This is a genomic window from Massilia sp. X63 (assembly GCF_041023745.1).
In the GTDB taxonomy this organism is placed as follows: Bacteria; Pseudomonadota; Gammaproteobacteria; order Burkholderiales; family Burkholderiaceae_D; genus Telluria.
The window spans coordinates 25,328-51,891 of the sequence record NZ_JBFTEF010000013.1 but is presented as its reverse complement, the minus strand read 5'-3'; the positions used below and the strand labels follow the sequence as shown (position 1 = coordinate 51,891).

The 26,564-nt window shown below is 67.2% G+C and carries 31 protein-coding genes; 28 read left to right on the top strand and 3 right to left on the bottom strand.

Going from position 1 to position 26,564, the window contains the following annotated elements:
* The first annotated feature begins 4 nt into the window (after positions 1-4).
* Genes fliF through AB3347_RS20920 form a run of 16 tightly spaced genes read left to right on the top strand, consistent with a single transcriptional unit; the run spans position 5 to position 13,194 of the window.
* The gene (gene fliF, locus AB3347_RS20995) at positions 5-1,759 is read left to right on the top strand and encodes a flagellar basal-body MS-ring/collar protein FliF (RefSeq protein WP_369093662.1); all 1,755 of its coding nucleotides are present in this window, start codon (positions 5-7) and stop codon (positions 1,757-1,759) included.
* On the top strand, positions 1,743-2,762 hold the full coding sequence (locus AB3347_RS20990) for a FliG C-terminal domain-containing protein (protein WP_369093661.1): 1,020 nt from the start codon (positions 1,743-1,745) through the stop codon (positions 2,760-2,762). The genes fliF and AB3347_RS20990 overlap by 17 nt, the downstream gene beginning before the upstream one ends.
* Positions 2,759-3,442, top strand: a complete 684-nt coding sequence (gene fliH, locus AB3347_RS20985) for a flagellar assembly protein FliH (protein ID WP_369093660.1) — start codon at positions 2,759-2,761, stop codon at positions 3,440-3,442. Before AB3347_RS20990 ends, fliH begins: the two co-directional genes overlap by 4 nt.
* Positions 3,439-4,755: a flagellar protein export ATPase FliI gene (gene fliI, locus AB3347_RS20980; RefSeq protein WP_369093659.1), complete on the top strand. Its 1,317-nt coding sequence runs from the start codon at positions 3,439-3,441 to the stop codon at positions 4,753-4,755. Before fliH ends, fliI begins: the two co-directional genes overlap by 4 nt.
* Complete coding sequence (locus AB3347_RS20975; protein ID WP_369093658.1) at positions 4,752-5,201, top strand: flagellar FliJ family protein; 450 nt, start codon at positions 4,752-4,754, stop codon at positions 5,199-5,201. Before fliI ends, AB3347_RS20975 begins: the two co-directional genes overlap by 4 nt.
* A 19-nt stretch (positions 5,202-5,220) precedes the next feature.
* Entirely contained in the window at positions 5,221-6,654 is a 1,434-nt protein-coding gene (gene fliD, locus AB3347_RS20970) for a flagellar filament capping protein FliD (protein WP_369093657.1), read from the top strand.
* 27 nt (positions 6,655-6,681) lie between these two features.
* Positions 6,682-7,071, top strand: a complete 390-nt coding sequence (fliS, locus tag AB3347_RS20965) for a flagellar export chaperone FliS (RefSeq protein ID WP_369093656.1) — start codon at positions 6,682-6,684, stop codon at positions 7,069-7,071.
* A complete protein-coding gene (locus AB3347_RS20960) occupies positions 7,064-7,381 on the top strand; it encodes a hypothetical protein (RefSeq protein WP_369093655.1) in 318 nt (105 codons plus the stop codon). The genes fliS and AB3347_RS20960 overlap by 8 nt, the downstream gene beginning before the upstream one ends.
* Before the next feature lie 8 nt (positions 7,382-7,389).
* The gene (locus AB3347_RS20955; protein WP_369093654.1) at positions 7,390-8,577 is read left to right on the top strand and encodes a flagellar hook-length control protein FliK; all 1,188 of its coding nucleotides are present in this window, start codon (positions 7,390-7,392) and stop codon (positions 8,575-8,577) included.
* A gap of 11 nt (positions 8,578-8,588) precedes the next feature.
* Positions 8,589-9,059 (top strand): flagellar basal body-associated FliL family protein, encoded by a 471-nt coding sequence (locus AB3347_RS20950; RefSeq protein ID WP_369093653.1) that lies wholly within the window; start codon positions 8,589-8,591, stop codon positions 9,057-9,059.
* Positions 9,060-9,080: 21 nt separating this feature from the next.
* Entirely contained in the window at positions 9,081-9,821 is a 741-nt protein-coding gene (locus AB3347_RS20945) for a FliA/WhiG family RNA polymerase sigma factor (RefSeq protein WP_369093652.1), read from the top strand.
* Positions 9,822-9,846: 25 nt separating this feature from the next.
* Positions 9,847-10,758 (top strand): flagellar motor stator protein MotA, encoded by a 912-nt coding sequence (motA, locus tag AB3347_RS20940; RefSeq protein WP_369093651.1) that lies wholly within the window; start codon positions 9,847-9,849, stop codon positions 10,756-10,758.
* A gap of 2 nt (positions 10,759-10,760) precedes the next feature.
* On the top strand, positions 10,761-11,696 hold the full coding sequence (locus AB3347_RS20935) for a flagellar motor protein MotB (protein WP_369093650.1): 936 nt from the start codon (positions 10,761-10,763) through the stop codon (positions 11,694-11,696).
* Between the two features lie 43 nt (positions 11,697-11,739).
* Positions 11,740-12,030, top strand: coding sequence for a flagellar biosynthesis anti-sigma factor FlgM (flgM, locus tag AB3347_RS20930; RefSeq protein WP_369093649.1), 291 nt, complete (start codon positions 11,740-11,742; stop codon positions 12,028-12,030).
* Positions 12,027-12,455, top strand: a complete 429-nt coding sequence (gene flgN / locus AB3347_RS20925; protein WP_369093648.1) for a flagellar export chaperone FlgN — start codon at positions 12,027-12,029, stop codon at positions 12,453-12,455. The genes flgM and flgN overlap by 4 nt, the downstream gene beginning before the upstream one ends.
* Positions 12,442-13,194 carry a glycoside hydrolase family 73 protein gene (locus tag AB3347_RS20920; protein ID WP_369093647.1) on the top strand — a complete coding sequence of 251 codons (753 nt, stop codon included), beginning with the start codon at positions 12,442-12,444 and terminating at the stop codon, positions 13,192-13,194. Before flgN ends, AB3347_RS20920 begins: the two co-directional genes overlap by 14 nt.
* Before the next feature lie 15 nt (positions 13,195-13,209).
* Here the strand turns inward: AB3347_RS20920 and flgA are convergent, their stop codons facing one another.
* On the bottom strand, positions 13,210-13,758 hold the full coding sequence (flgA, locus tag AB3347_RS20915) for a flagellar basal body P-ring formation chaperone FlgA (protein WP_369093646.1): 549 nt from the start codon (positions 13,756-13,758) through the stop codon (positions 13,210-13,212).
* 246 nt (positions 13,759-14,004) lie between these two features.
* Here flgA and flgB point away from each other — a divergent pair, with 246 nt between their 5' ends.
* The 12 genes from flgB (at position 14,005) to AB3347_RS20855 (ending at position 23,817) form a co-directional block, all read left to right on the top strand.
* Positions 14,005-14,364, top strand: a complete 360-nt coding sequence (gene flgB / locus AB3347_RS20910; protein WP_369093645.1) for a flagellar basal body rod protein FlgB — start codon at positions 14,005-14,007, stop codon at positions 14,362-14,364.
* A gap of 36 nt (positions 14,365-14,400) precedes the next feature.
* The gene (flgC, locus tag AB3347_RS20905; RefSeq protein WP_369093644.1) at positions 14,401-14,805 is read left to right on the top strand and encodes a flagellar basal body rod protein FlgC; all 405 of its coding nucleotides are present in this window, start codon (positions 14,401-14,403) and stop codon (positions 14,803-14,805) included.
* A 4-nt stretch (positions 14,806-14,809) separates the two neighbouring features.
* Positions 14,810-15,499: a flagellar hook capping FlgD N-terminal domain-containing protein gene (locus AB3347_RS20900; RefSeq protein WP_369093643.1), complete on the top strand. Its 690-nt coding sequence runs from the start codon at positions 14,810-14,812 to the stop codon at positions 15,497-15,499.
* A gap of 11 nt (positions 15,500-15,510) precedes the next feature.
* On the top strand, positions 15,511-16,698 hold the full coding sequence (locus AB3347_RS20895; protein WP_369093642.1) for a flagellar hook protein FlgE: 1,188 nt from the start codon (positions 15,511-15,513) through the stop codon (positions 16,696-16,698).
* A gap of 15 nt (positions 16,699-16,713) precedes the next feature.
* Entirely contained in the window at positions 16,714-17,442 is a 729-nt protein-coding gene (locus tag AB3347_RS20890) for a flagellar basal body rod protein FlgF (RefSeq protein ID WP_369093641.1), read from the top strand.
* Positions 17,443-17,470: 28 nt separating this feature from the next.
* Positions 17,471-18,256: a flagellar basal-body rod protein FlgG gene (gene flgG, locus AB3347_RS20885; protein WP_369093640.1), complete on the top strand. Its 786-nt coding sequence runs from the start codon at positions 17,471-17,473 to the stop codon at positions 18,254-18,256.
* A gap of 3 nt (positions 18,257-18,259) precedes the next feature.
* Positions 18,260-18,925 carry a flagellar basal body L-ring protein FlgH gene (flgH, locus tag AB3347_RS20880; protein WP_369093639.1) on the top strand — a complete coding sequence of 222 codons (666 nt, stop codon included), beginning with the start codon at positions 18,260-18,262 and terminating at the stop codon, positions 18,923-18,925.
* A gap of 46 nt (positions 18,926-18,971) precedes the next feature.
* A complete protein-coding gene (locus tag AB3347_RS20875) occupies positions 18,972-20,063 on the top strand; it encodes a flagellar basal body P-ring protein FlgI (RefSeq protein ID WP_369093638.1) in 1,092 nt (363 codons plus the stop codon).
* Positions 20,063-20,404, top strand: coding sequence for a rod-binding protein (locus tag AB3347_RS20870; RefSeq protein ID WP_369093637.1), 342 nt, complete (start codon positions 20,063-20,065; stop codon positions 20,402-20,404). The genes AB3347_RS20875 and AB3347_RS20870 overlap by 1 nt, the downstream gene beginning before the upstream one ends.
* Before the next feature lie 102 nt (positions 20,405-20,506).
* Positions 20,507-21,880, top strand: a complete 1,374-nt coding sequence (flgK, locus tag AB3347_RS20865; RefSeq protein ID WP_369093636.1) for a flagellar hook-associated protein FlgK — start codon at positions 20,507-20,509, stop codon at positions 21,878-21,880.
* A gap of 11 nt (positions 21,881-21,891) precedes the next feature.
* Positions 21,892-22,803, top strand: a complete 912-nt coding sequence (gene flgL, locus AB3347_RS20860; RefSeq protein ID WP_369093635.1) for a flagellar hook-associated protein FlgL — start codon at positions 21,892-21,894, stop codon at positions 22,801-22,803.
* A 6-nt stretch (positions 22,804-22,809) separates the two neighbouring features.
* Positions 22,810-23,817, top strand: a complete 1,008-nt coding sequence (locus AB3347_RS20855; protein ID WP_369093634.1) for a hypothetical protein — start codon at positions 22,810-22,812, stop codon at positions 23,815-23,817.
* Between the two features lie 70 nt (positions 23,818-23,887).
* Here the strand turns inward: AB3347_RS20855 and AB3347_RS20850 are convergent, their stop codons facing one another.
* A complete protein-coding gene (locus AB3347_RS20850; RefSeq protein WP_369093633.1) occupies positions 23,888-24,415 on the bottom strand; it encodes a porin family protein in 528 nt (175 codons plus the stop codon).
* A 258-nt stretch (positions 24,416-24,673) separates the two neighbouring features.
* Positions 24,674-26,512: a translational GTPase TypA gene (gene typA / locus AB3347_RS20845; protein ID WP_369093632.1), complete on the bottom strand. Its 1,839-nt coding sequence runs from the start codon at positions 26,510-26,512 to the stop codon at positions 24,674-24,676.
* Between the last annotated feature and the right edge of the window lie 52 nt (positions 26,513-26,564).

The following is a 26,564-nucleotide window of genomic DNA, read 5'->3' as shown; positions in this document are numbered from 1 at the left end:
TCCCGTGATTTCGACCCTCAAGGCCGCCTTTGGCGGCAAGAAGCTGGCAATGCCCGACCTGCCGCCGGCACTGCGCAACAACCTTACCCTGCTGCTCGGCCTGGCCGTGGCCGTCACGGCCGCCATCATGCTATTCCTGTGGCAGGACCAGTCGAGCTACAAGCCGGTGTTCGGCGCCCGCGAAAAGGTCGCCGCCAGCGACATGATGAGCGTGCTCGAAGCCGAAGCCATCCCCTACCGCGTCCACCCGGAAAGCGGCCAGGTGATGGTGCCGGCCGGCGAACTGGGCAAGGTACGCATGCTGCTGGCCGCCAAGGGCGTGACCGCGCAGCTGCCGGCCGGCCTCGAGCTGATGGACCGCAACGATCCGCTCGGCGTGTCGCAGTTCGTGCAGGACGTGCGCTTCCGTCGCGGCCTCGAGGGCGAACTGGCGCAGAGCATCCTGACGATGGACGCGATCGCCTCGGCGCGCGTGCACCTGGCCATCGCCAAGTCGAGTTCCTTCGTTGCCGGCGCCGGCGACCAGTCGTCGGCATCGGTGGTGGTGGCGGTCAAGCCGGGCCGCTCGCTGTCGAACGAGCAGATCGCCGCCATCGTCAACATGGTGTCGAGCAGCGTCGCCAACCTGAATCCGAGCCGCGTGTCGCTGGTCGACCAGGCCGGCAACTACCTGTCCTCGCGCGTCGACCTGAGCGACGGCTACGACGGCCTGGCCCAGGGCCAGGGCGACAACAGCGCCGCCAAACGCTACACCGACGAGGTGCGCAGCAACGTCAACGAATTGCTGGCGCCGGTGCTGGGCGCGAACAACTTCAAGCTCTCCGTCACCGCCGACGTCGACAACGACAAGATCGAAGAAACCCAGGAAAAGTACGGCGAAGCCCCGAAGGTCACCAGCGAGGCGATGCGCGAAGAGATGGAGCGCAACCGCATGGCGCTGGGCGTGCCGGGCACCCTGTCGAACCGCCCGCCGCAGCAGGCCGATCCGGCCGCGGCCCAGGCAAACGCGCAGAATCCGGACCCCGCAGCCAAGCCGGATGACGGCAGCGCGCGCAAGAACGCCACCACCCGCCAGTACGCCTATGACCGCGCGATCACCCAGATCAAGCGTTCGCGCGGCCGCCTGAAGAAGCTGTCGGTGGCGGTGGTGCTGAACAATGCCAGCGCCGCCAACTCGAAAGTCGGCTATACCCCGGCCGAACTGGCGAACATCGAGAAGATCCTGCGCGGCGGCCTCGGCATCGACGCCGCGCGCGGCGACGTGCTGACCGTGTCCAGCCTGAGCTTCCCGGCCGTGGCGCCGGCCCAGGAATGGTGGCAGGAACGCGACAACGTGGTCGACATGACGAGCTACGGTATGTATGCTCTCGGCGCCCTGCTCGCCTACCTGCTGCTGGCCCGCCCGCTGCTGCGCGCAGTGACCTCGCGCCTGGCGCCGCAGCCGCCGCTGATGCCGGCGGCGCCGGCCCTGCCCGGCGCGCCCGGTGCGGCGGCCAACCCCGTTGCCGGAACGGCCGCGGCCCTGCCGGCCGCGGCGCCGGCCGCCGCCGTCCCTGCCGCGCTGGGGGCGCCGGCTGTCGCCGCCGCTCCAGGCACGATGCCAATGGTTCCGCTGCTCGAAAACTACGACCTCCCGCCGGCCGGTTCGGCCGTCGATGTGATGGTCGACCATCTGAAAGTCCTCGCCGGCAAAGAGCCCGAGCGCGTTGCCGAAGTCGTCAAACAATGGGTACAGAAAAAACATGGCCGAACTGAATAACGAAGGCATGGACGCCGTCCTCACCCCGGTCGAGCAGGCCGCCATCGTCCTGCTCTCGATCGGCGAGGAAGGCGCCGCCGCCGTGCTGCGCTGCCTCGAGCGCGAAGAACTGCTGGAGCTGACCCAGGTGATGTCGCGCATGAGCGGCATCAAGGTCGACTCGGTCAAGACCGCGGTCCAGAACTTCTTCGACGACTACCGCCAGCAAAGCGGCCTGCACGCCGCCTCGCGCAGCTACCTGAAGCGCTCGCTCGACCTGGCGCTCGGCAGCGACATCGCCAACAGCGTCCTGAACACGATCTATGGCGACGAGATCCGCCCGATGATGGCGCGCCTGCAGTACGCCTCGCCCAAGTGGCTGGCCGAGTTCATCTCCAGCGAGCACGTGCAGATGCAGGCCGTGTTCCTGGCCTTCCTGCCGCCGGCGCTCGGCTCCCAGATCCTGGAAGCGCTGCCGCTCGAGGGCCGCGAGCTGGTCCTGCTGAACATGGCGCACCTCGACGAGATCGAGCGCGACGTGCTGCACGAACTCGAGGAGCTGGTGAACCGCTGCCTGTCCGCGCTCGACACCCAGAGCGCGAGCGTGGAAGGCGTGCGCCAGGTCGCCGAGATCCTCAACCGCCTGCAGGACAACCGCGCCGGCATGGTGGAGCTGCTGCGCGCCCACGATCCGGAAGTCGTGTCGCAGATCGAGATGTCGATGTACGACTTCTTCATCCTGTCGCGCCAGACCGAACAGGTCATCACCCGCCTGCTCGACGAAGTGCCGCTCGAGCAGTGGACGATCGCGCTCAAGGGCGCCGAGCCGCAACTGCGCGACGCCATCCTGGGCGCGATGCCGAAGCGCCAGGCGCAGAGCTTCGAGGACCTGATGCGCCGTTCCGGTCCGGTGCCGATGTCGCGCATCGAGCAGACCCGCCGCGAGATCATGGCCACCGTCAAGGGTCTGGCCGACGCCGGCGAAATCGACATCGCACTGTTTGCCGAGGCGACCGCCGAATGAAGCAGTTCCGGCCCTATCACTTTCCGCCGCTGTACCAGCTCACCAGCGCATTGCCGAAAGGTTCGACCGCAGGCAATGGCGCCGGCTCGGCCGAGGAATGGCAGGCGGCGCTCAGCGACGGCTACCGCCAGGGCCAGCGCGAAGGCTACGAGGCCGGCCTGGACCAGGGCCGCGCCGACGGCTATCCGACCGGCCAGGCCGAGGGCCTGCAGCGCGGCATCGAGGAAGGCCGCGCCATGGCGCTCGGCGAGTTCGAGCAGCTGTCCAAGCCGATCGACGCCATGCTCAAGGGCCTGAAGAAACTCAAGACCGACATGCGCGCCGCCCAGCGCAAGGAAGTCGTGGACCTGGTCGGCAAGATCGCCCGCCAGGTGATCCGCGCCGAACTGGCGCTGCAGCCGGTGCAGCTGCTGGCCCTGGTCGAGGAAGCGCTCAGCGTAATGCCGCCTTCGCGCGACCAGGTTGAAGTGTTCCTAAATCCGGAAGAACTGCGCCGCGTGCTCGAGCTGGATCCGAAGCGCGCCAAGAAGTGGACGCTGCTGCCCGACCCGGCCCTCGAGCCGGGCGAATGCCGGGTGCGCTCCGGCGACAATGAAGTCGATGCCGGCTGCCAGGGCCGCCTGTCGGCGGTGATGGACCAGGTGCGCGAGCAGCTGCTCGACGAGGAGGACGGCGAATGACCGCCCTCGCCGCCAGACTGCGCGCGGTCGAACTGGGGGCGGTGCCGGTCGCCACCCCGACCGGCCGCCTGGTCGGGGCCCAGGGCCTGCTGCTGGAATCGGTCGGCTGCCCGCTGCACACCGGCCAGCGCTGCCGCATCGAGACCGTCGACGGCGGCTGGCTGGACGCGCAAGTGGTCGGCTTCAAGGAAAAAGTCTCCTACCTGATGCCCTTCAAGAAGGCATCCGGGCTGGCGACCGGCGCGCGCGTGCTCCCGGCCCAGGAAAAGAACGACCTGATGATCGGCCCGTCCTGGATGGGCCGCATGGTCAACGGCATGGGCGAGCCGATCGACGGCCTGGGCAAGCTCGGCGGCGACGAGCCCCTGTCGACCGCGCCGCCGAAAGTCAACCCGCTCAGGAAAGCCCCGGTCGAGGAAGCGCTCGACGTCGGCGTGCGCGCGATCAACGCGATGCTCACGATCGGCAAGGGCCAGCGGGTCGGCCTGATGGCCGGCTCGGGCGTGGGTAAATCGGTGCTGCTCGGCCTGATCACGCGCCAGACCGTGGCCGACGTGATCGTGGTCGGCCTGATCGGCGAGCGTAACCGCGAGGTACGCGAGTTCGTCGAGAAGTCGCTCGGTCCGGACGGATTGAAGCGCGCCGTGCTGGTGGTGGCGCCGGCCGACGAGTCGCCCCTGATGCGCGTGATGGCGACCGAACTGTGCCACTCGATCGCGGCCCACTTCCGCGACCGCGGCCAGAACGTGCTGCTGCTGTGCGACTCCCTGACCCGCTACGCGATGGCGCTGCGCGAGGTCGCGCTGTCGCTGGGCGAGCCGCCGGCCACGCGCGGCTATCCGCCCTCGGTGTTCTCGAATCTGCCGCAGCTGGTGGAATCGGCCGGCAACGGCGAGAACCCGAAAGGCAGCATGAGCGCGATCTACACCGTGCTGGCCGAAGGCGACGACCAGCAGGATCCGGTGGTCGATTCGGCGCGCGCGATCCTGGATGGCCACATCGTGCTGACGCGCGAACTGGCCGAGCGCGGGCACTACCCGGCGATCGACGTGGCCCAGTCGATCTCGCGCTGCATGGCGCAAGTGGTGGACCAGGAACACACGCTGGCCGCGCGCAAGCTGAAGGCGGCGCTGGCCAGGCATGCGCGCGTGCGCGACCTGATCCCGCTCGGCGCCTACGTGCCGGGCGCCGACCCGGAAACCGACAAGGCGGTGCGCCTGCATCCGCACATCGAGGCCTTCCTGTGCCAGGGCACGCGTGAAGAGGCGCCGATGGGCGGCTGCGTCGAACAACTGAAAGCGATGATGGCATGAGCGCAGGAACCAAAGAGCGCACCATCGCCAGCCTCGGCACCCTGGTGGAGCTACGCAGCCTCGACGTGGACCGCCTGCAGGCCGACCTGGCCAGCCAGGAAGCGACCCGCGCGCGCTACCAGAACAACCTGGCGCGCCTGGATGCGCTGGCGACCGGCAGCGGCCCGACCGGCACGCTGCCGCCGGTGCTGGCGCTGAACTGCGGCGCCTACAAACAGAACGTGATGGCCATGGCCGACCTGCACCGCACCGACCTGGCGCTGCACGAGGCGAACATGGCGGTGGCGCAGCGCAAGCTGACCGAGGCCTGGACCAAGCGAGAACTGCTGGGCAAGGTGCTGGAACAGCAACAGGACCTGCACGCCCGCGAACAGGAGCGCGCGCTGCGCAAGCGCGAAGACGATATCGCCACCCAGTCATGGATGGCAGGCCGGCCGGCCGCATAACAAGAGCAAGGAGAAGCACATGGCAATCACCGCACCAACCTACGATCCGGTCAATACCGCCAATTCGCTGGCGGACAAGTACGTCATGGCGCGCCAGCAGATCCTCGACGTGCAGAACAAGGAAGCCTCCGCCACCCTGAAGGGCCTGACCGAGCTGAACTCGGCAATCCTGGCCTTCCAGAGCAGCCTCACCACCGTGCTGGGTTCGGGCAAGAGCATGTATGCGCAGGCGGCCACCTTCAGCGACATCGCCTTCGGCAGCGCCACCGCCAGCGCTACCGCGGCCGCCGGCACCTATTCGTTCTTCGTCAAGCAGCTGGCCGCAGCCAACCAGGTGTCGTACACCGCCCTCACCGACGACACGGGCGTCGGCGGCATGCTGAAGATCAACCTGGGCACGAGCGGCACGGGCGGCGTCACCACCATCGAGGTCGACATGGCCTTGGCCGACGCCGACAACAACGGCACCCTGACCACGCGCGAACTGGCGACCGCGATCAACGGCGCCACCGGCAATACCTCGCTGGTCACCGCATCGATCGTCACCACCGGCACCGACGCCGGCGGCCGTCCTATTTCGGAACTGGTGCTGACCGCGAAGAACACTGGCCTCAACAGCAAGATCACGCTCGACACCAGCGGCGTCACCGGTGTCTCGAGCCTGAAGGAGGCCAACGAAGCCCTGCCCGCTGCCCTGCGCGTGCGCACCCTGGTGGCGGAGCAGGACGCCGAAATCCGCATTGGCTCCGAAAACGGCACCGCGATCACCCAAGCCACCAACACCTTCACCAACATCGACGGCGTGAAGATGAGCTTTACCAAGGCCCACAAGAGCGGCGACGCGCCGCTCACGATCACGGTCGGCGCCGACAGCGCCGGCACCACCGCCAACGTGCAGGCCTTCGTCGACGCCTACAACAAGCTCAAGGGCGTGCTGAACAGGCTGACCTATGCCGGCGACCCGTCCACCGGCGCGGCCGCGGGCGCCTTCGCCCACGACGGCGGCATCCGGGCGCTCAACGACCGCATGGTATCGCTGCTGCGCCCGACCACCACCGGCGACACGCTGGCCTCGTTCGGCATCATCGCAACCAAGGACGGCAGCCTGGAGCTGCGCAGCGACCGCCTGCAGGCCCAGCTGGCGCTCAAGCCGACCGGTCTCGACGTCATCATCGGCAGCGCTTCGTCATCGCCCCCGACCGGGATCGCCGGCGCCCTCGACAAGTTCCTCAAGGGCTGGAGCAGCAGCGCCGACGGACAGATCAAGAAACGCAAGGAAGCCACCACCGACAAGCAGGAGCTGCTTGCGGACCGCCAGGCCTTCCTCGACAAGCAGCATGAAGCGGCCTACAGCCGCTACCTGAAACAATTCACGGCCCTGGCCTCGATGCAGGGCGTGATGAACAACAACGTGTCGATGTTCGATGCCCTGTTCGGCAACGACAAAAAGTAAACAAGCACCTTTCATACGGAACCGATCATGTCCTATCAGGAAGCCTACGGCAGCTACCACGCCGTCAACCTGGATGCGCAGACCTCGCGCGCCTCGCCGGTCGAGCTGGTCCTGCTGCTCACCGACGGCCTGCTCGACGAACTGGCGCGCGCCCGCGCCCACATCGCCGCGCGCCGCTATGAAGCCAAGGCGGCCAGCATCGACAAGTGCGTCGAGATCATCAACGGCCTGTCCAGCTCCCTCGACTTCGAGCAGGGCGGCGAGACCGTCGCCAACCTGGCGCGCATCTACGATTTCTGCGCCACCCACCTGCATGGCGCCGGCATCAAGCTCGACCCGGCCATGGTCGACGAGGTGATCCGCATCCTCACCACGATCCGCCAGGGCTGGAAAGGCGTCCAGGAGCGCAATGGATAGGACGCGCGCCATCGACGGCCTCGCCGGAGTGCTGCTCGACGCCGGCGCACGCGCCGACTGGGAGCTGCTGGGCCGCGCCGTGCGCGAGCTCGGGCCGCAGTTGCAGGCGCTTGGCGCAGGCAGGCGCTGGAACGCCGCCGAACTGGCTGCGCTCGAGCGCCTGCGCCAAGCGCACGCGGGCGCGGCTGATGCGGTAGCCGCCGCCAGCGCCCGGCTGCAGGCGAAGATGAACGACATGATCGCCAACAAGGAAGGCTGGATGGCCTATGCCCTCGCGGGCGAACCCGAACCCGGTACCACCCAACGATGAACATCACGATGAATAGCGCTTCCCTGCCAGCCTCCGGCGACGCCGCCCTCAAGGAGGCGGCATCCGCGGACAGCCTGCCGCTCGACCCGGCACTGGCTGCGGCCCAGCCGGGCGTGCCCGCACCGCTGCCCTTCCTGCAGTTCATGCAGTTCATGCAGGCGGATGGCGCGCTGCCGGCCGAGGCGTCGGCCGAGGCGTCGCCGGAACAGCCGGCCGCCGACGGCGTCCCGGTCGCCGAAGCGCAGGAAAACGACAGCGGCAGCGGCGATGCCGCCCAGCCGCTGCTGGCCGCCATGAACATGCCGCTGATGCCGTCGATGATGGCGACGCCGTCCGCCCTGCCCGCCATGCGCCCTGGCGCCGGCATGCAGGAACGCTCGGAGCGCGCCGGGAGCGCGCTCCCGTCGGCGGCAAGCGCCGCGGCCGCGGGCGCGCTGCCGCTGCCGTCCACGGCGAACGCCGCAGCCGCAATCGAGCTTCCGCCCGCGTCCACGGCGCGCGCTGCAGCGGTCGAGCTGCCGCTTGCGGCCGCGCGCGAACCCGCCGCCGCGCAAGTGGCCCGGGCGGTTGCCGGGTCGGCGGCGCCAGGCGACGGGGCCGACCGCCAGGCCGCGCCAAACACTGGTGCCGGCGACGCGAACACCGGCGACGCGAGCTCCGGCGACGCAAACGCCGGCTTCGTCGTCGCCCCGGCTGCCACCGGCGCCCCCCAGCCCCAGCGCGGCGGCGCCGCCCTGAGCCTGTCCGGCCCGCCGGCCGCGTGGCGCCAGAGCCTGCAGGAAGCCCTGGGCGAGCGCCTGAACCTCCAGCTCGGCAAGAACGCCGAGCAGGCCGTGATCCGCCTCGATCCGCCGATGCTGGGACGGGTCGAGATCTCGATCCGCCATGCTGCCGGCAGCCTGGAAGTGAACATCACCGCGACCCACAGCGAGGTGCTGCGCCAGCTGAACACCGTGAGCGACAACCTGCGCAGCGACCTGGCGCAGCGCCAGTACACGGACGTCTCGGTCAACGTCAGCCAGGCCACGCCGCGCACCCAGGCCGGCGCCCAGGCCGGCGCTTTCGGCGCCGGGTTTGCAGACCAACAGGGCCGCGGCCGCCAGCAAGGCCAGGACCAGGACGAGCGCGCCCCGGGCACGGCCCTGGCCGAAGCCAACCAATCCACCACCGCGTTCTCGCTGAGCGGACGCGCCTGAGCACCTAGACCATGAACAGCAAAGCCAAACTGATCGCCGCCTTCCTGGGCGTCGCCCTCCTCGCCGCCGGCGCCGCCGGCGGTGCGATGTGGTACCTGGCGCCCGGCCAGCAGCATGCGGCCGGGGCCAAGGCCGAAGCACCCAAAAAGGAACTGGAAAAGAAGCCGACCAAGTACGTCACCCTCGACAAGGTGATCGTGATGCTGCGCCGCGCACCGAACGAACCGGCGGCCCACTACCTGTCGGTGGACCTGGTGCTGGCCACCACCGCGGAACTGGAAAAGGAAACCAAGGAACACCTGCCGCTGCTGCGCAGCATCGCAGTGTCCGCGCTGTCGGCGCACACGCTGGCCGAAGCCAATGCCATGACCGTCGACCAGTACGCCGAACAGCTGAACCGGACCTTCAATGCCAGTTATGAAAGGGAAAACCATGAGAAGCCGTTTTCCGAAGTCATGATCGGCAAGCTGATCATTGAGTAAAGAGCGATCGACGGGAACATCGTGGCCTATCTAGCCGACTATGCCGACACCGGCGCCGCCGCCCTCTACGGCGAGGCGCCCGCCAACGCCGGGATGACGCCGGGCGAGGAGCAGCGTCACCTGCTGGCCTATGCGCCGCTGGTCAAGCGCATCGTGCGCCAGCTGAATTCGCAGGTGTCGGGGGCGGTTTCGCGCGAGGACATGGAGCAGATCGGCCTGATGGGACTGCTGGAAGCGCTGCGCCGCTACGGCACCCCGGACCAGGGTTTCGGCAGCTATGCGAGCCTGCGCGTACGCGGCGCCATCCTCGACGAGCTGCGCCGCCAGGACTGGCGCCCGCGCGCGGTGCGCCAGGACAGCCACCGGGTGCGCGACGCACTGCGCGAGCTGACCCGCAAGCTGGGCCGCGAGCCGCTCGAGAAGGAAGCCGCCGCCGCGCTCGGCGTCACGCTCGAGGAATTCCGCCAGCATGTGCTGGACGACTGCGCCGAAGAGATGCTCAGCTTCGACGAAGTGCTGCAGGAAGCGACCGAGCATGCGCACGGCGCCCCGAGCCCGGAAGAAGCCTACCTGGTGCGGCGCAGCCTGGAGCAGGTGCTCGGCAGCCTGAACGAAAAAGAACAGCGTGTGATCCAGATGATCTACGAGTTCGAACTGAGCTACAAGGAAATCGCCGCCGTGCTCGACCTGTCCGACGCCCGCGTCTGCCAGCTCAACAAGAGTGCCCTGGCAAAGATGAAGGCCGCGCTGCAGCGGGCCTGACCCATTAACAAGAAAGGCTTACGTCATGCAGCAATTACTCGGAATCGCGATCGTGCTAGGAGCCGTCTTCGGCGGCTTCAGCCTGATGGGCGGCACCTTCTCGGCCATCTTCCACCCGGTCGAGCTCCTGATCATCGGCGGCGCCGCGTTCGGCGCGCTGGTGCTCGGCAACCAGCGGCACGTGCTGGCGGAAATGACGCACCAACTCAAGAAGGTGGCTGCACGCAAGAAGCACGATTCGGAATTCCAGCGCCAGCTGCTGCTGCTGATGTACGAACTTCTGCAGACCGCGGCCGGCGGCCTGAAGGCCCTCGACGCCCACGTGGAGGCGCCGGCGGAAAGCCCGCTGTTCCAGCGCTACCCGCGCATCCTGGACGAGCCGAAGCTGCTGGCTTTCATCGTCGACAACTTCCGCCTGATGGCCATGGGCAAGATCAACGCCCACGAGCTGGAAGGCGTGCTGGAGCAGGAACTGGAAGCCATCCACGAAGAACTGACCCAGCCGGCCAAGTCGCTGCAAAAGATCGCCGAGGCGATGCCGGGCTTCGGCATCCTGGCTGCGGTGCTGGGCATCGTGATGGCGATGTTCTCGGTGTCGGCCGGCGCCGATTCCGGCGAGATCGCCGAGAAGGTCGGCGCCGCGATGGTCGGCACCTTCATCGGCATCTTCTTCTGCTATGGCATTCTGGAACCGCTGGCGAACATGATGAAGCAGCTGGTCAATTCGGAAGCGTCGACCATGGAGACCGTCAAGGTGGTGCTGTGCACCCACGTGGCCGGCAAGCCCGCCCTGCTGGCGATCGACGCCGGCCGCCGCCTGATCCAGCTGAACACCAAGCCCAGCTTCGCCCAGCTGGAACAATGGATCAACGCCATGGGCGGCGAGGACGAATCGCAGAACAAGCGGCGCCGCGGTAGCGACCGCATGGCGGGTTGATCGTGTCGAACGCCAAAGACAAACACGAAGCCACCATCGTCAAGCGCGGCGGCGGCAAGCATGCGCACGACGAACACGGTGGCGCCTGGAAGGTGGCCTTCGCCGATTTCTGCCTGGCCTTGATGGCCCTGTTCCTCGTGCTGTGGCTGATCGCCGCGCGGGAACAACAGCAGCTGAAGAAAATCGTGCGCGACGTGACCGACAGCGGTATGCTCGAGGGCGGTTACAAACCGCAGATCGCATCCGAGCCGAGCGGCAGCCTGATCGAGCGCTTCCAGCTGCCGGTCGCCGGCAACGGCGGCAGCACCGGTCCGGGTGGCGCGAGCCAGCCGCGGGTGGCCTACGAGTCGCCGGAAGAACTGGCCGCGCTGTCGAAAGCGCTGGGCGAAATGAGCCGGGAAGCCGGCCTTGCCGCCAACCTCGACACGGTGGTGACGCCCTACGGCCTGCGCATCATGCTGCACGATACCGACAAGCAGGGCATGTTCATGCGCGGCAGCGCCCTGCCGACCGGCCGTTTCGTGAAGCTGTTGCGCAAGATGGGCCCGCTGTTCGCGCAGATGGAAAACCAATTGCTGATCGTCGGCCACACCGACGCCTCGCGTTTCGCCGGCCCCGACAAGGGCGGCTATTCGAACTGGGCGCTGTCGACTGACCGCGCGCTGTCGGCCAGGGCCGAGCTGCTGGGCGGCGGCATGCGTAGCGAAAGCGTGCTGCAGGTGGTCGGCATGGCCGACCGCGGCCCGCTCGACGCAGGAGAGCCGCTGGCCGGCGTGAACCGCCGCATCGAGTTGCTGATCCTGACCAGCAGGCAGTCGCGCCTGGTGGCGGGCATGTTCGGCAAGCCCGGCCCCACCACCCCGCTGGGGAAGGAGGCGTCGATCGAGATGCCGGACGCGGCCGCGCTGGACAAACTGCGCGGCCAGTTGCCGAAGTAAGGGCCAGCATATGAGTATTCAATCGAAAACCCGAGGAACCCGCATGAAAATCACCGGTGCGATCACTCCCACCGTCACCGTCGGCACCCAGCGCGTGACCGTGCAGGCGCCTGCCGAGGCGCAGGCGGGCAGCGCCGCCGCGGCGAACGCCGGCATGCCCGCCCTGCAATCCGAGGTGCTGCAGCCGGCCGCCCAGGCCCTGCGCGCGATGCCGGATTTCGATGCCGCCCGCGTGGCCGAGCTGCGCGATGCGCTGGCCAAGGGCGAGCTGCCGTTCGATCCGGGCCGCCTGGCCGGCCTGATCCAGCGCTTCCACGGCGGAGGCCGCGGATGAGCCGTCTTACCCGACAGCAGGCCAACCTGCTGCTTGCCGACGGCGTCCAGGCCGATGTGCGCGACAGCGCCGAGGTGCTGGCCCTGCTCGAACGCCAGTTCGAGGCCGCGTTACACCACCGCAGCAGCGAGCTGACCCTGCTGGCCGAACAACTCGCGCCCCTGCTCGATGGGATGGAAGCGCGGCGCCAGCAGCGCGTGTCGCTGGTGCGCGCCCTGCTGGGCGACGGCGCCACCATGGCGCAATGTATCGCCGGCCTGGCCGAGCCGGCGCGCGGCGCGCTGGCCGCGGCCTGGACTGCCCTGGAAAGCACGGTGCAGGCCTGCAAGGCGGCCACGACCCGCAACGGCGGCCTGTTGGCCGAACAATACACCGTGATGCAGCGCGTGCTGCACGGCGAGGACGACACCTATGCGCCACGCTGATTTCTCGATGCCTTCGCTGCAGCCCACCGCGCCGACCGCCGGCACCCGTCCGACCGCCGCCCTCGGCGAGGCCGGCGGCGAAGGCTTCGGCCGCATGTTCAGCGAAGTGCAGGGCGAAGTCGCCGCCTATATCCAGAACGGCGACGTGGCCGAAGCGGGCAGCGGCGCGGCAGGCTTGTCCGCCGAGGGCGCCCTGTGGCGCGCACGCGCGGCGGGCCTGATCGGCGGCGAGGCCGAAGTCGACGGCCCGGACGGCGTGGGCGGATCGACCACGCCGGAGCAGCAGGCATTCTTGGAAAGCATCGCGCCATGGGCGCAGCAGGCCGCGCAGCAGCTGGGCGTGGCGCCCGAGCTGGTGTCGGCCCACGCCGCGCTGGAATCGGGCTGGGGCCAGCGTCCCCTGAGGAACGCGGGCGGCGCCTCGAGCCACAACCTGTTCGGCATCAAGGCCGGCGCAGGCTGGGACGGCGCGGTGAACGAGTCGGCGACCACCGAATACATGGGCGGCGCCGCGCTGAAGACGCGCGAGCGCTTCCGCTCCTATCCGGACGCGGGCGCCGCCTTCCGCGACTATGCCCGCATGCTGAGCGATAACCCGCGCTACAAGGATGCACTGGGCGTCGGCAGCGATGCGCGCGCCTTTGCCCAGGGCCTGGCGCGCGGCGGCTATGCGACCGATCCGGCCTACGCGGCCAAGCTCGAGCGCCTGGCCACGAAACTGCAGCGCAGCGAAGGATAAGCCATCGAGCCTGCTTCAGCGGCCGGCGCCGGCCGGCATGTCGAGCGGCTCGACGGTGCCGGCGTCTGCCACGCGCATGCGCACGACCTGCCCGCTTGCCGCATTGCGCACCCGCACCACGGCGCCGCGCGCACCGGCGTCGAGCGCCTCGCCCGCCATGCTGACCTCGATGCCTTCGTGGCGCGCCACCATCAGGACCTGGTCGCCGCGCTTGACCACGATCGGCGCGGCCAGCTGGTTGGCGCGCAGCACTTCGCCGGAGCGCAGGTTGCGCCGGCTGGTCTGGCCGACGGCAGCGTCGGGTGCGCCGATGGCGTCCCCGATCAGCGTGACGTCGCGCCGCTCGAGCGTGATGTGCTCGTCCGTCAGCACCTCGCCAGCCCTGAGCGGCATGGCGGTGACGGCGACCTGGGCGCTGACCCGGGCGCGCACCACGAAGTCGTGGCGCCAGCCGGGCGCGACCGGGCAGCGCGCGACGAAGCGCATGCGCGCGAACTGGCGGGTGTCGACGGCCTCGACTTCGACCGGCGCACTGCAGGACGGGGCCGGGCGCGCGCTCACCACGCTGAGCTCGACTTGGGGCTCAGAGAGGCCGCTGCTTAGCAGTTGCTTGTCGATTTGGCTACGGGCTGCTTGCTCTATCGTTAAAGAAATAGATTGCGCAGCTTCGACTGTGGCGCATAAAAGACAGGTTAGAATGCCGATGGTTGCCGTACGGAAAGCAATCATTGTTAAATAGAGGGTCGCAATCGAAACAAATGAACGGCCATTTTACAGAAACAATTTGCAGGTCACCGACAGAGGTTCGACATGACGATTAATTTCAAGGAAGCCCTCGGCGTGCACGCCGACGCGCTGCAACTGCGCGCCGATCGCACCCGCGTGCTTGCCGCCAATATCGCCAACGAGAGCACGCCGGGCTACAAGGCGCGCGACATCGACTTTGCATCGGCGCTGCAGGAGCAGATCGACGCCGAAGCGGGCGAACCGACCCTGTCGACGGAAGGTCCGCTGTTCCGCGTGCCCTACCACCCGAGCGCCGACGGCAACACCGTCGAGATCGGCGTCGAGCAGGCCGCTTTCTCGCAGAACGCTTCCGACTTCCAGACCAGCCTCACCTTCATCAACATGAAGCTGCGCGGCCTGGCCAAAGCCATCAACGGGCAGTAATGCGGGCCAGTAACCCGGACCACTAGAGGAACCAGCATGGGCTTCAAGGACATTTCGAATATCGCCGGTTCGGCCATGGCGGCGCAGACCGTCCGCCTGAACACGATCGCCAGCAACCTGGCCAATGCCAACGCCGTGGCCGGCTCCGAGGGCGACGGCTACCGCGCGCGCAAGCCGGTGTTCGCTTCCGTCATGGGCGAGGACGGCGGCGCCCGCGTGCAGGTGCTGGACGTGGTCCAGTCGAGCGAGCCGCTGCGCAAGATGTACGAGCCGGACAATCCGGTGGCCGACGCCGACGGCATGGTCTACTACGCCAACGTCAACGAAGTGGCCGAGATGGCGGACATGATGGCCGCCTCGCGCGCCTTCGAGACCAACGTCGAAGTCATGGGACGCATCAAGAACATGCAGGCTTCGCTGCTGAAGTTGGGCGAGAGCTGATCCCATGGCTACCACTACCGCCACCAATCCGTTCGGCTTCCCGGCGAGCGCCACCCCGGCCTCCGACAAGATCGCCACCAGCGTTGCCACCAGCGAGAACAAGGACATGTTCACCAAGCTGCTGGTCGCCCAGATCCGCAACCAGGACCCGCTCGCGCCTTCGGACCCGAGCCAGTTCGTGAACCAGCTGTCGCAGCTGTCGCAGACCGAGGCCTTGCAGCAGCTGGCCCAGACCACCAGCGCCAGCGCCAGCGTGCTGCAAAGCCTGCAGGTGCTGGCGATGGGCGCCCAGGTCGGCAGCGAAGTCACGGTCGAGACCAGCCGCGTGCGCCTGGCCGAAGACAAGATCAGCGGCAGCGTGCAGCTCGGCGGCGCCAGCAGCGCGACCAGCCTGGTCCTCACCGGCGTCGACGGCCAGCAGCATCGCATCGCCCTGCCCCCGCACGGCGCGGGCAGCCTGCCGTTTACCATCGATCCGGTCGCCCTCGGCCTCGCGCCGGGCAACTACGGCATCAGTGCCGAAGCGGCGGACGGCACCCGACCCGCGGTCGAAGTCACGGGCCGCCTCGACAGCGTGCGCATGTCGGGCGCCGGCGGCATCGTGCTGCAGGTCGCGGGGCTCGGCGAAGTCGCACCATCGGCCGTCACTGGCTTCAACGGCAAGGCCACTGCCCTCGCCTCTACCGAACACTGAAAGGAAACTCCATGAGCTTCAATATCGCACTGTCCGGCATCCAGGCCATCAACGAGCAGCTGGAAGCCGTCTCGAACAACATCGCCAACGCCGGCACCTACGGCTTCAAGAGCAGCCGCGCCAACTTCGCCTCGGTGTACGCCGGCGAACAGGCGAACGGCGTCGAAATCGCCTCGCTGACCCAGAACATCGGCCAGAACGGCAGCCTGCAGACCACCGGCCGCGGCCTCGACGCCGCGATCCAGGGCCGCGGCTTCTTCACCAGCCGCGACGCCCAGGGCGTGATGCAGTACACCCGCGTCGGCATCTTCAACGCCAACAAGGAAGGCTACCTGGTCGACGCCGCCGGCCGCAAGGTGCAGGGCTACGGCCCGAGCGTGGGCGGCGCGCTGGGCGTGATGGGCGACATCAAGATCCCGACCGGCCAGATCCCGGCCGTGGCCAGCACCAACGTCGCCTTCGTGGGCAACCTGTCGGCCGACTGGACCACGCCGGCCACCACCACCTTCAGCCATACCGACCCGACCAGCTACAACATGGTCAAGCAGTCGGTCGTGTACGACTCGCTCGGCACCCAGCACACCGTGTCGCAGTACTTCGTCAAGACCGGCGCGAACACCGTGTCCGTGCAGTACAGCTTCGACGGCGCCGCGCCGACCGCCGCCCCGACCACGCTCACCTTCGACGCCAAGGGCCAGATCTCGGGCGCCAGCAAGAGCGGCACCCTGACCCTGACCCCGACCGGCGGCGCAGCGCCGCTCGCCTTCATCGTCGACTACACCGGCACCACCAAGTTCGCCGGCGAAGCCACCACCACCACCAACCGCAGCGATGGCTATGCCTCGGGCGCCTTCGTGGGCGTGGAGCTGGCCGAGGACGGCTCGGTGGTGGCCAAGTACAGCAACGAACAGCAGCAGGTGGTCGGCACCCTGGCCATCGCCACCTTCCCCGACGAAGGCGCGCTGGCCCAGACCAGCGACACCAGCTGGATCGCCAACAACACCTCGGGCGCCCCGCTGTACAGCACCCCGGGCATCGGCCTGGCCGGCAAGCTGTCCAAGGGCACGCTGGAAGGCTCGAACGTGGACATCACCTCGGAACTGGTCGGCCTGATGACCTCGCAGCGCAACTACCAGGCCAACTCGAAGGTGATCACCGCCGAGAACCAGATGATGCAGGCCCTGATGCAGGCGCTGTAAGCCTGACCACGCCCCATGGATAAACTGATCTTCACGGCAGTCAGCGGCGCCGAGCGCACCATGCGTGCGCAGCAGGTGCACGCCAACAACCTGGCCAACATCGAGACCGCGGGCTTCCGCGCCAACCTCGAGCTGGCCGCGACCCAGGCCCTGCAGGGCGGCTACGGCTACGACAGCGTGCACCTGTCGAAGGTCGACGCCGACACCATCTCGACCCGCGCCGGCGCGGTGCGCGAGACCGGCCGTCCGCTCGACGTGGCCATCAACGGCAACGGCTACCTGGCGGTCCAGTACGGCGACGGCGAAGCCTATACCCGCGCCGGGGCGATCGACATCGACGCCAACGGCGCGCTGTCGGTGCATGGCCATCCCCTGATGGGCGAAGGCGGCCCGATCGTACTGCCGCCGCACCAGGAGATCGAGATCGGTCTCGATGGCACGATTTCGGTGCTGACCGAAGGCGCGACCCTGATGCAGCCGGTCGACAAGCTGCGCCTGGTGAATGCCGAAGGCGCGGAACTGACCAAGAACGAAGCGGGCCTGATCGTGTCGCGCCAGGGCGATCCGCTCCAGGCCGATCCGAACGTCACCGTGCGCGGCCGCGCCCTCGAGGGCAGCAACGTGTCGGCGGTGGAAGAGATGGTCGCCGTGATGAGCCTGAACCGCAGCTTCGAGATGCAGATGAAGCTGTTCAAGGCCAGCGACAGCATGAACGAAGTAGGCAACCGCCTCATCGGCGCCTGACGCCAAACCACACAACTAGGGAGTACCCATGAATCCAGCAATGTGGATCAGCAAGACCGGCGTGCAGGCACAGGATGCCAAGCTGCAGGCGATCGCCAACAACCTGGCCAACGTCAACACCGTCGGCTTCAAGCGCGACCGCGTCGTGTTCGAAGACCTGTTCTACCAGGTCGACGCCCAGCCGGGCGCCCAGAGCGCGGACAACACCATCTCCAACGGCGTCCAGCTGGGTAACGGTACCCGTATCGTCGGCACCCAGAAGGTCTTCACCAACGGCAACATGCAGACCACCAGCCAGCCGCTCGACGTCGCCATCAACGGCGCCGGCTTCCTGCAGGTGCGCCGCCCGAACGGCGAACCGGCCTTCACCCGCGCCGGCCAGCTGCAGGTCGACAGCAACGGCACCCTGACCAACGCCCAGGGCCTGGCACTGGTGCCGCAGATCACCGTCCCGCAGAACGCCACCGCCATCACCATTGGCGAGAACGGCATGGTCTCGGCCACCGTCGCCGGGTCCACCACCCCGACCGAACTGGGCCAGCTGACGCTGACCAGCTTCGTGAACCCGGCCGGCCTGCTAGCACTGGGCGAGAACCTGTTCCAGGAAACCGCCGCGTCGGGCACCGCCAACGAAGGCCGTCCGGGCGACGGCGCCTTCGGCAAGCTGAAACAGGGCGCGCTGGAGGGCTCGAACGTGCAGGTGGTCGAAGAGATGGTCGACATGATCGCCGCCCAGCGCACCTACGAGATGAACACCAAGGTGCTGTCGGCGGCCGACAACATGCTCCAGTACCTGGCACAGGCTGCACGCTAAATAATGAAACCCGTTACCGCGGCGCTGTGCGCGCTGCTCACTTCTCTGGTCCTGATCGGCTGCGCCTCGGCGCCGCCGCGCCAGGCCATGAACGACGACGACGATTTCGTGCCGATGGCACGGACCGCGTCGCGCGGCGTCTCGGGCGGCGTCTTCACCGGCGAAGCCGTGTCGCTGACCTCGGATAGCCGTGCCTACCGCGTGGGCGACGCGGTCACCGTCATCCTCCAGGAAACCACCCAGGCCAGCAAGCGCGCCGGCACCAGCTTCTCGAAAGGCTCCTCGGTCGCCGTCTCGCCGCTCGGCGCGCTCGGCAAGACCTTCGGCAAGACGGCCATCGACCTGTCGGCCGACCGCAATTTCGAAGGCGACGCCACCAGCACCCAGCAGAACGCCCTGTCCGGCGCGCTGACCGTGATCGTGCAGGAAGTGCTGCCGAACGGCCTGCTGCGCGTGGCGGGCGAAAAGAACCTGACCCTGAACCAGGGCGAGGAATTCGTGCGCCTGAAGGGATTCATCCGCGCCCAGGACATCGACAACGACAACCAGGTGTCCTCGCTGCGCGTGGCCAATGCCCGCATCGCCTATTCGGGCAAGGGCGCCCTGGCCGACGCCAACCAGCCGGGCTGGCTGACCCGTTTCTTCAACAGCCCGCTGATGCCGTTCTGAGGACGACATGATTCAAATTTCTAACATTAGGCGCGGTTTTCGAATCATGTTGTGCGCGACCGTGCTCGCGGCAAGCGCCCTGCCCGGCGCCGCCTCGGCGGCGCAGGCGCTGCGCAACCTGGTCAGCGTCGAAGGCGTGCGCGAGAACCCGCTGGTCGGCTACGGCCTGGTGGTCGGCCTGAACGGCAGCGGCGACTCGACCCAGGTCAAGTACGCCAGCCAGTCGGTGGTCAACATGCTCAAGCAGTTCGGCGTGCGCCTGCCGGAAGGCGAAGACGCCAAGAACAAGAACGTCGCCGCCGTCATGGTGTCGGCGGTGTTCCCGCCGGGCTACCGCCGCGGCCAGGCGATCGACGTCACCGTGTCCTCGCTGGGCGACGCGAAAAGCCTGCGCGGCGGCACCCTGCTGCTGACCCAGCTGCGCGCGGCCGACAACGAAATCTATGCGCTGGCCCAGGGCAACCTGGTGGTCGGCGGCCTGAACGCCACGGGTAAAAGCGGCTCCTCGGTGACGGTCAATACCCCGACTACCGGCCGCATCCCGAACGGCGCCATGATCGAGCGCGAGATCGCCACCGACTTCGCCACCCGCCCGCAAGTGATGCTGCGCCTGCGCCAGCCGCACTTCGAGACCGCCACCAACGTGGTCAACGCGATCAACGCCAGATACGGCCCGATCGCCACCACCGCCGACGGCACCAGCGTCGAAGTGGTCGCGCCCGCCAACCCGACCGAGCGCGTGGCCTTCATGGCCAAGCTGAACAATCTGTCGGTGGAAGCCGGCGTGGAGGTGCCGAAGGTCGTGTTCAATTCGCGCACCGGCACCGTGGTCATCGCCGACGGCCTGCGGGTCAAGGCGGCCGCGGTCACCCACGGTTCGCTCAAGGTGATCATTTCGGAAAGCTCGCGCGTGTCGCAGCCGGGTCCGTTCTCACGCGGCCAGACCGCGGTGACGCCGGAATCGAAGCTGTCGGTGGACCAGGGCTCGGGCCAGATGTTCCGCTGGCCGGCCGGCGCCAAGCTGCAGACCATCATCGACGTGGTCAACAGCCTGGGCGCCTCGCCCGACGATATCATGGCGATCCTGCAGGCGCTCGACCAGGCCGGCGCGATCGAAGGCGAACTGGTGGTGATCTGATGAAGATCGACCAGCAACAGCCGATCCCGCTGCAGCCCGGCGCCGAAGCGCCGGTCGCCGCCGCAGCCGCGCAGCCCGATACCGCCTATGTCGCGAAAGCCGGCAAGGCCGCGGTCGAGTTCGAACGCTTCTTCATTTCGCACATGCTCAAGGAGATGCGCTCCTCGACCCGCGCCATGGCCACCGAGGACAGCGTATTCAACAACCGCGTCAACCAGGACATGCAGGACATGGCCGACGACCTGCTGGCCGGGAACATGGCGGGCCAGCGCGCCTTCGGCATCGCCGACGCCATCCTGCGCCAGCTGGTGCCGGACGCCAAGCCGGGCAAGAAGACCTGAGGCACGGAGCCTGCCAAAAAAAGCTTTGCATTAAAGCTTAACAATCAGCAATAAACGGTCGCCTATACAGGGTGTACCCCTGCTCGAGAAAGAATCAGCATCATGGCCATCATCAATAACGCCCTGTCGGGCGCGCTTGCCGCCCAGATGGCGCTGAGCGCCAGCAGCCAGAATATCGCCAACTTGCAGACCAAGGGCTACACCCGCCAGGCTGCGCTCTTGAGCGCCGTCGGCCCGGATGCCAACCCGCGCTCGAGCGGCAACGGCGTGCAGGTCAGCGCCCTGCTACGCTTCTCGGACGGCTACAAGAGCCAGGCGATGTGGCGCGCCGCCTCCGACCTCGGTTCGTATTCGCAGACCCAGCCCTACCTGAGCCAGCTCGAGAACGTGATGGGCGACGAGACCGCCAGCCTGTCGGCCGGCATCGACCAGTTCTTCGGCGCGCTCAACGCGGTCGCCGGCGATCCGGGCTCGACCCCGCTGCGCCAGCAGGTGCTGACCTCGGCCGGCCTGATGGCGGAACGTTTCAACGGCCTGAACAACGTGTTCAACGCCCAGTTGCAATCGGTGCGCACCCAGCGTAGCGCGATCGTCGATGCGGCCAATGCCCAGATCGCCTCGATCGCGCGCCTGAACACGCAGATCAGCCAGGCCCAGGCCGGCGGCCTGAGCGCATCGGCCATGATCGATGCGCGCGACCAGGCCATCGACGACCTGGCCAGCAAGATGGGCCTGGAAGTCTCGGACAATGCCGACGGCACCCGCGACGTGTCGCTCAAGACCGGCCAGGCGCTGGTGCTGGGCGGCATGTACGGCAGCCTCAAGGCGGCCCCGACCGCCACCTCGCCGCAGGAATTCTCGCTCAGCTTCGCCGGCACTTCCTACGTGCTCGACGCCGCCAAGCTGGGCGGGCAGCTGGGCGGCCTGGCCAGGTACGAAACCGAAAAGCTGGTGCCGCTGCAAGGCGACATCGCCGACATCGCCAGCCAGATCGCCTCCAAGGTCAACACCCAACTGGGCCTCGGCACCAAGCCCGACGGCACGCCTGGCGCCCCGCTGTTCGTGTACACCACCGGCAGCAATGCCGACATGCTCAAGCTGAGCAGCGGCTTCGTCGCGGCCGACCTGGCCTTCTCGGGCGACGGCACCCCGGGCGACACCGGCAACCTGCAGAAACTGGTGGCGATCAAGAGCGAGCCGATCACGGTCGGCACCATCGGCACCGTGTTGCTGAGCGATGCCGACGCCCAGATCGTCGGCAAGCTCGGCGTCGACAGCCAGCTCAACAAGGCCGCCCTGAAGACCGCCCACACGGTGCGCACCCAGTCGGTGGACGACTGGCAGTCGACCAGCGGCGTGAACCAGGACGAGGAAGCGGTCAACCTCGTCGAGTACCAGAACATGTACCAGGCGAACATGAAAGTCATCGCAATCGCCAACCAGCTCTTCGATGCCACCCTGGCGATGATGGGTTAAGGGAACACACCATGCGTATCGCGACCACCCAGTACCAATCGACGATGAACCAGTCGATCCAGAACAACCAGGAGCGCATTACCCACCTGACGCAGCAGATGTCGGCCAACAAGCGCATCCTGGTGCCGTCGGACGACCCGGTCGACAGCGTGCGCCTGGCGCGCCTGGCGCGCGAGGAAGCGACCGTGCAGCAGTACCGCGACAACATCGCCTCGATCAAGATCCGCCTGACCAAGACCGAGGGCTACCTGAGCAACATGGCAACGGAACTGGTCCAGGGCCGCGACGTGCTGGTCTGGGCCGCGGACGGCAGCAATGCGCCGTCCGACCTGAAGGCCATGGTCACGCCGCTCGAGTCGCTGCGCGACAGCGTGCTGTACAACGCCAACTCGATCGACCAGGAAGGCAACTACAACTTCGCCGGCACCCTGACCAAGACCGCGCCGATCAAGTACGATCCGACGGCCCCGCTCGGTTCGCGCTACACTTACGTCGGCAATACGAATTCGCAGAATGTCGTGGTTGGCAACGGCATCACCCAGCCGGCCAACCAGAACCTGAAAGGGATCGAAAAGCTGTTGAACCACCTCGAGCTCACGATCACCACACTCAAGGCACCCGGCGTCACTGCCAACGACCCGACGGTGCGCTCGGTGCTGGCCGATGCCCTGGACGGTTTCGACGAGGCGCACGACATGCTCACCAGCAAGGTGGCGACCCTGGGGGGATCGCAGAACATCATGAAGACCCTGGACGCCAACCACGCCAACGTCAGCCTGTCGAACAAGATCGCGATCACCGACATCGGCGCGCTCGATGTCGGCGAGGCGGCCACCGCGCTCAACGGTTATTCGAGCGCCCTGCAAGCCACCTACAAAGCGTATAGCCGTATCGGCACCCTGTCCCTGTTCTCGGTGTTGTAATCTCGTATGGAAGCTGCCCTTCGCCCCGCCAATCCAGGCATCGCCCACCCCACCGCCGCCGGCGCCACGCCGGTGTCGGCACGCGCCACCGCCATCAAGCCGCTCGACGCGGACAGCCGCGCCGTTACCCAGGTCGCGCCCGCCACTGCCCCGCTCCAGCGCGGCATCAAGTGGGACACCCGCTTGCAGGGCGACGTTGCCCGCGCCCAGCAGGCGGTCGATTACCTGGAGCGCGTCGCCTCCCAGCTCGAAGCCCTGAAGGCCGACCTGAGCGCCAAAATTTCCGGCCGCGCCGACCCGGCGCGCCAGATCGCAGCCCGTTCGCAACAGCTCGGCAGCCTGCTGGAGGCGCGTCGCAAGCAGGCCGGCGGCGGCGTCGACGCCCAGCTCGGCTTCAGCGATGGCCAGGCGGCCATGACGCGCTTCCGGATCCGCGGTTTCGACCTGGCGGCGCTGCAGTCGGGCAGCCAGCAGACCTATGCCTTCTCGGTCGGAAGCAACGGCGGCCCGCAACTGAGCGCCACCATCGAACCGGGCATGACGCCGGAAGAAATCGCCGCCCGCCTCGACCGCACGCTGTCGCCGGTGAAGGTGCGCGTCGCGCTCGACGACAAGGGCCAGCTGCTGTTCAGCGCGCCGGAGTCGGAATGGCCCGGCATCAAGGACGCCATCGCCATCTCGGGTCGCGGCCGCGTGGACGCAAACGAAGATCCGGCCAGCCTCGCGCCCCAGCGTTGGGACATCGGCGATCCGGATGCCCTGCGCCAGAGCCTGCGCGAAGTGCTGCAAGCCCTGGCCCGCGTGCGCCGCTCGCAGGACGCCGCCAGCGCGGCGCTGAGCGCGGCCATGGCGCGCACCGGCCAGTCGGCCATTCCGGAAGCGGAGCTGGCGGTCATCGCCGGCGATTTCAGCGCCACCGCAGCCAGCCACGACTACCAGTCGCTGCTGGCGATCACCTCGGCCCTGGTCGGCGTGAGCCGGGAACGGGTGCAGGCGCTGCTCGGACTGCGCTGATCCTTCCTTCCATATAAAAAAAGCTCCCACCGCAACTGCGGGGGAGCTTTTTTACTTGCCTGCTGCGGGATCAGAAGCCGTATTTCAGGCCCGCGCTCCACACGTTGGCACGGGCGCCATAGTCCTTGGTCTTGCCGTAGCGCTCATATTCCGCCACCAGTGCCGTGTTCTGGTTAAGCTTGTACTCCACGCCCAGACCGGCGTAGCCGCTGGTGTCGTCCTGCTTGAAGTTGCCCACATTGGTGTTCAGCTTGCGCTCGTTGTGCGAGATGCCCAGCTTGCCGTAGGCCGACACCTGTTCGTTGACCGGCATCGTGTACTTGGCGGCGACATAGGTACCGTAACCTTCGGTGCTGCCGCGCACCCCGCCATTGGCGAAGTCGGTCTTGTGGTGGTTGGTCCAGCCGGCTTCGACACCCATGCGCTCGTCGAACTGGTAGCCGCCGAACAGCTTGCCGTCGGCCTTGTGCGCGTCGACGGTGCTGTTCTTGGCAGTCACGGCAGAGGCGCCGACATAGCCGCGGCCGGCAGTAGTCTGGGCTTGGGCGCTAGCTGCAAGGGCAGCGGTGGCGATCAGTGCAATCATCAGATTTTTCATGCGAACTCCTTTTAATCATCTTTGAACTGTGTCGCAATTCACAATGAATCGCGTTGTGACCACAATAACATTGCATCCACGCTAAGCCCAAGCGAATGGCCGGTAAGAACTGTAACAAGATGAAAAATAGAGACCAGATCAGCACTTATGTGCGCCAGATGACGGACGATGCGAAATATTGCTGCACGCGCACAATTTTTTGAGGCATAAAAAAACCCGCTGCGAACAGCGGGTTTTTTCAGAACTGCGACAACGCGATTACGCGCCTTCGCGGCTGGCCTTCTTGCGCTCGTGCTCTTTCAGGAAGCGCTTGCGCAGGCGGATCGATTTCGGGGTGATCTCGACCAGTTCGTCGTCTTCGATGAACTCGACGGCGTATTCAAGCGACATCTGGATCGGCGGCACCAGGCGCACCGCTTCGTCGGTACCCGACGAGCGCACGTTGGTCAGCTGCTTGCCCTTGATCGGGTTGACGACCAGGTCGTTGTCGCGCGAGTGGATGCCGATGATCATGCCTTCGTACACCGGGGTGTTGTGCTCGACGAACATGCGGCCGCGGTCCTGCAGCTTCCAGATCGCGTAGGCGACGGCGGCGCCGTCATCCTGCGAGATCAGCACGCCGTTGCGGCGGCCGGCCAGGTCGCCCTTGCTGGTGTCGACCGGTGCGTATTCGTGGAACACGTGGCTCATCAGGCCGGTGCCGCGGGTCAGGGTCATGAATTCGCCCTGGAAACCGATCAGGCCACGGGCCGGGATCAGGTATTCCAGACGGACACGGCCCTTGCCGTCCGATTCCATGTTTTGCAGGTCGCCACGGCGGCGGCCCAGCTCTTCCATGACGCCGCCCTGGTTCGCTTCTTCCACGTCGACGGTCAGGTTCTCGTACGGCTCGCACTTGACGCCGTCGACTTCCTTGAACACCACGCGCGGACGCGACACGGCCAGCTCGAAGCCTTCACGACGCATGTTTTCCAGCAGAATGGTCAGGTGCAGCTCGCCGCGGCCCGACACTTCGAAGATGGTGTCGTCGTCGGTCGGCAGCACGCGCAGCGCCACGTTCGACTTCAGTTCGCGCTCGAGGCGGTCGCGCAGCTGGCGGCTGGTGACGAACTTGCCTTCGCGGCCGGCCAGCGGCGAGGTGTTGACCATGAAGTTCATGGTCAGGGTCGGCTCGTCGACGGTCAGCATCGGCAGCGCTTCCGGGGTATCGACGGCGGTCACGGTCACGCCGATGCCGATGTCCTCGATACCGTTGATCAGCACGATGTCGCCGGCAACGGCTTCTTCCACCTGCACGCGCTCCAGGCCCTTGAAGTTCAGCACCTGGTTGATGCGGCCCTTGACCGGGTTCTTGTCGTCCTGGCCGTTCAGCACCAGCACGTCCATGCCCGGCTTGATGCGGCCGCGGTTGATGCGGCCGATGCCGATCTTGCCGACGTACGAGGAGTAATCCAGCGAGGTGATCTGCATCTGCAGCGGGCCGTCCGGATTGTCGTCACGCACCGGCACGTATTTCAGGATGGCGTCGAACAGCGGCTTCATGTCGCCGTCGCGCACGCTCTCGTCCAGGCCGGCGTAGCCGTTCAGGCCCGAGGCGTAGACGATCGGGAAGTCCAGCTGCTCGTCGGTCGCGCCCAGCTTGTCGAACAGTTCGAAGGTCTGGTTGATGGCCCAGTCCGGACGTGCGCCCGGACGGTCGACCTTGTTGACCACGACGATCGGCTTCAGGCCCAGGGCCAGCGCCTTGCGGGTCACGAAACGGGTCTGCGGCATCGGGCCTTCCTGGGCGTCGACCAGCAGCAGCACCGAGTCGACCATCGACAGCACGCGCTCGACCTCGCCGCCGAAGTCGGCGTGGCCCGGGGTGTCGACGATGTTGATGTGGGTGCCTTCGTACTCGACCGCGCAGTTCTTCGACAGAATCGTGATACCGCGTTCTTTTTCGATGTCGCCGGAGTCCATCACGCGGGTGTCGACCGCCTGGTTTTCACGGAAGGTGCCGGATTGGCGCAGCAGCTGGTCCACCAGGGTGGTCTTGCCGTGGTCAACGTGGGCGATGATTGCGATATTACGAATCGCGCGTTTGGTGTCTGACATGTGTGTTTTCAACAGTGAATGTTGCGTGATGGTCGGGGTCGGCGATGATTTG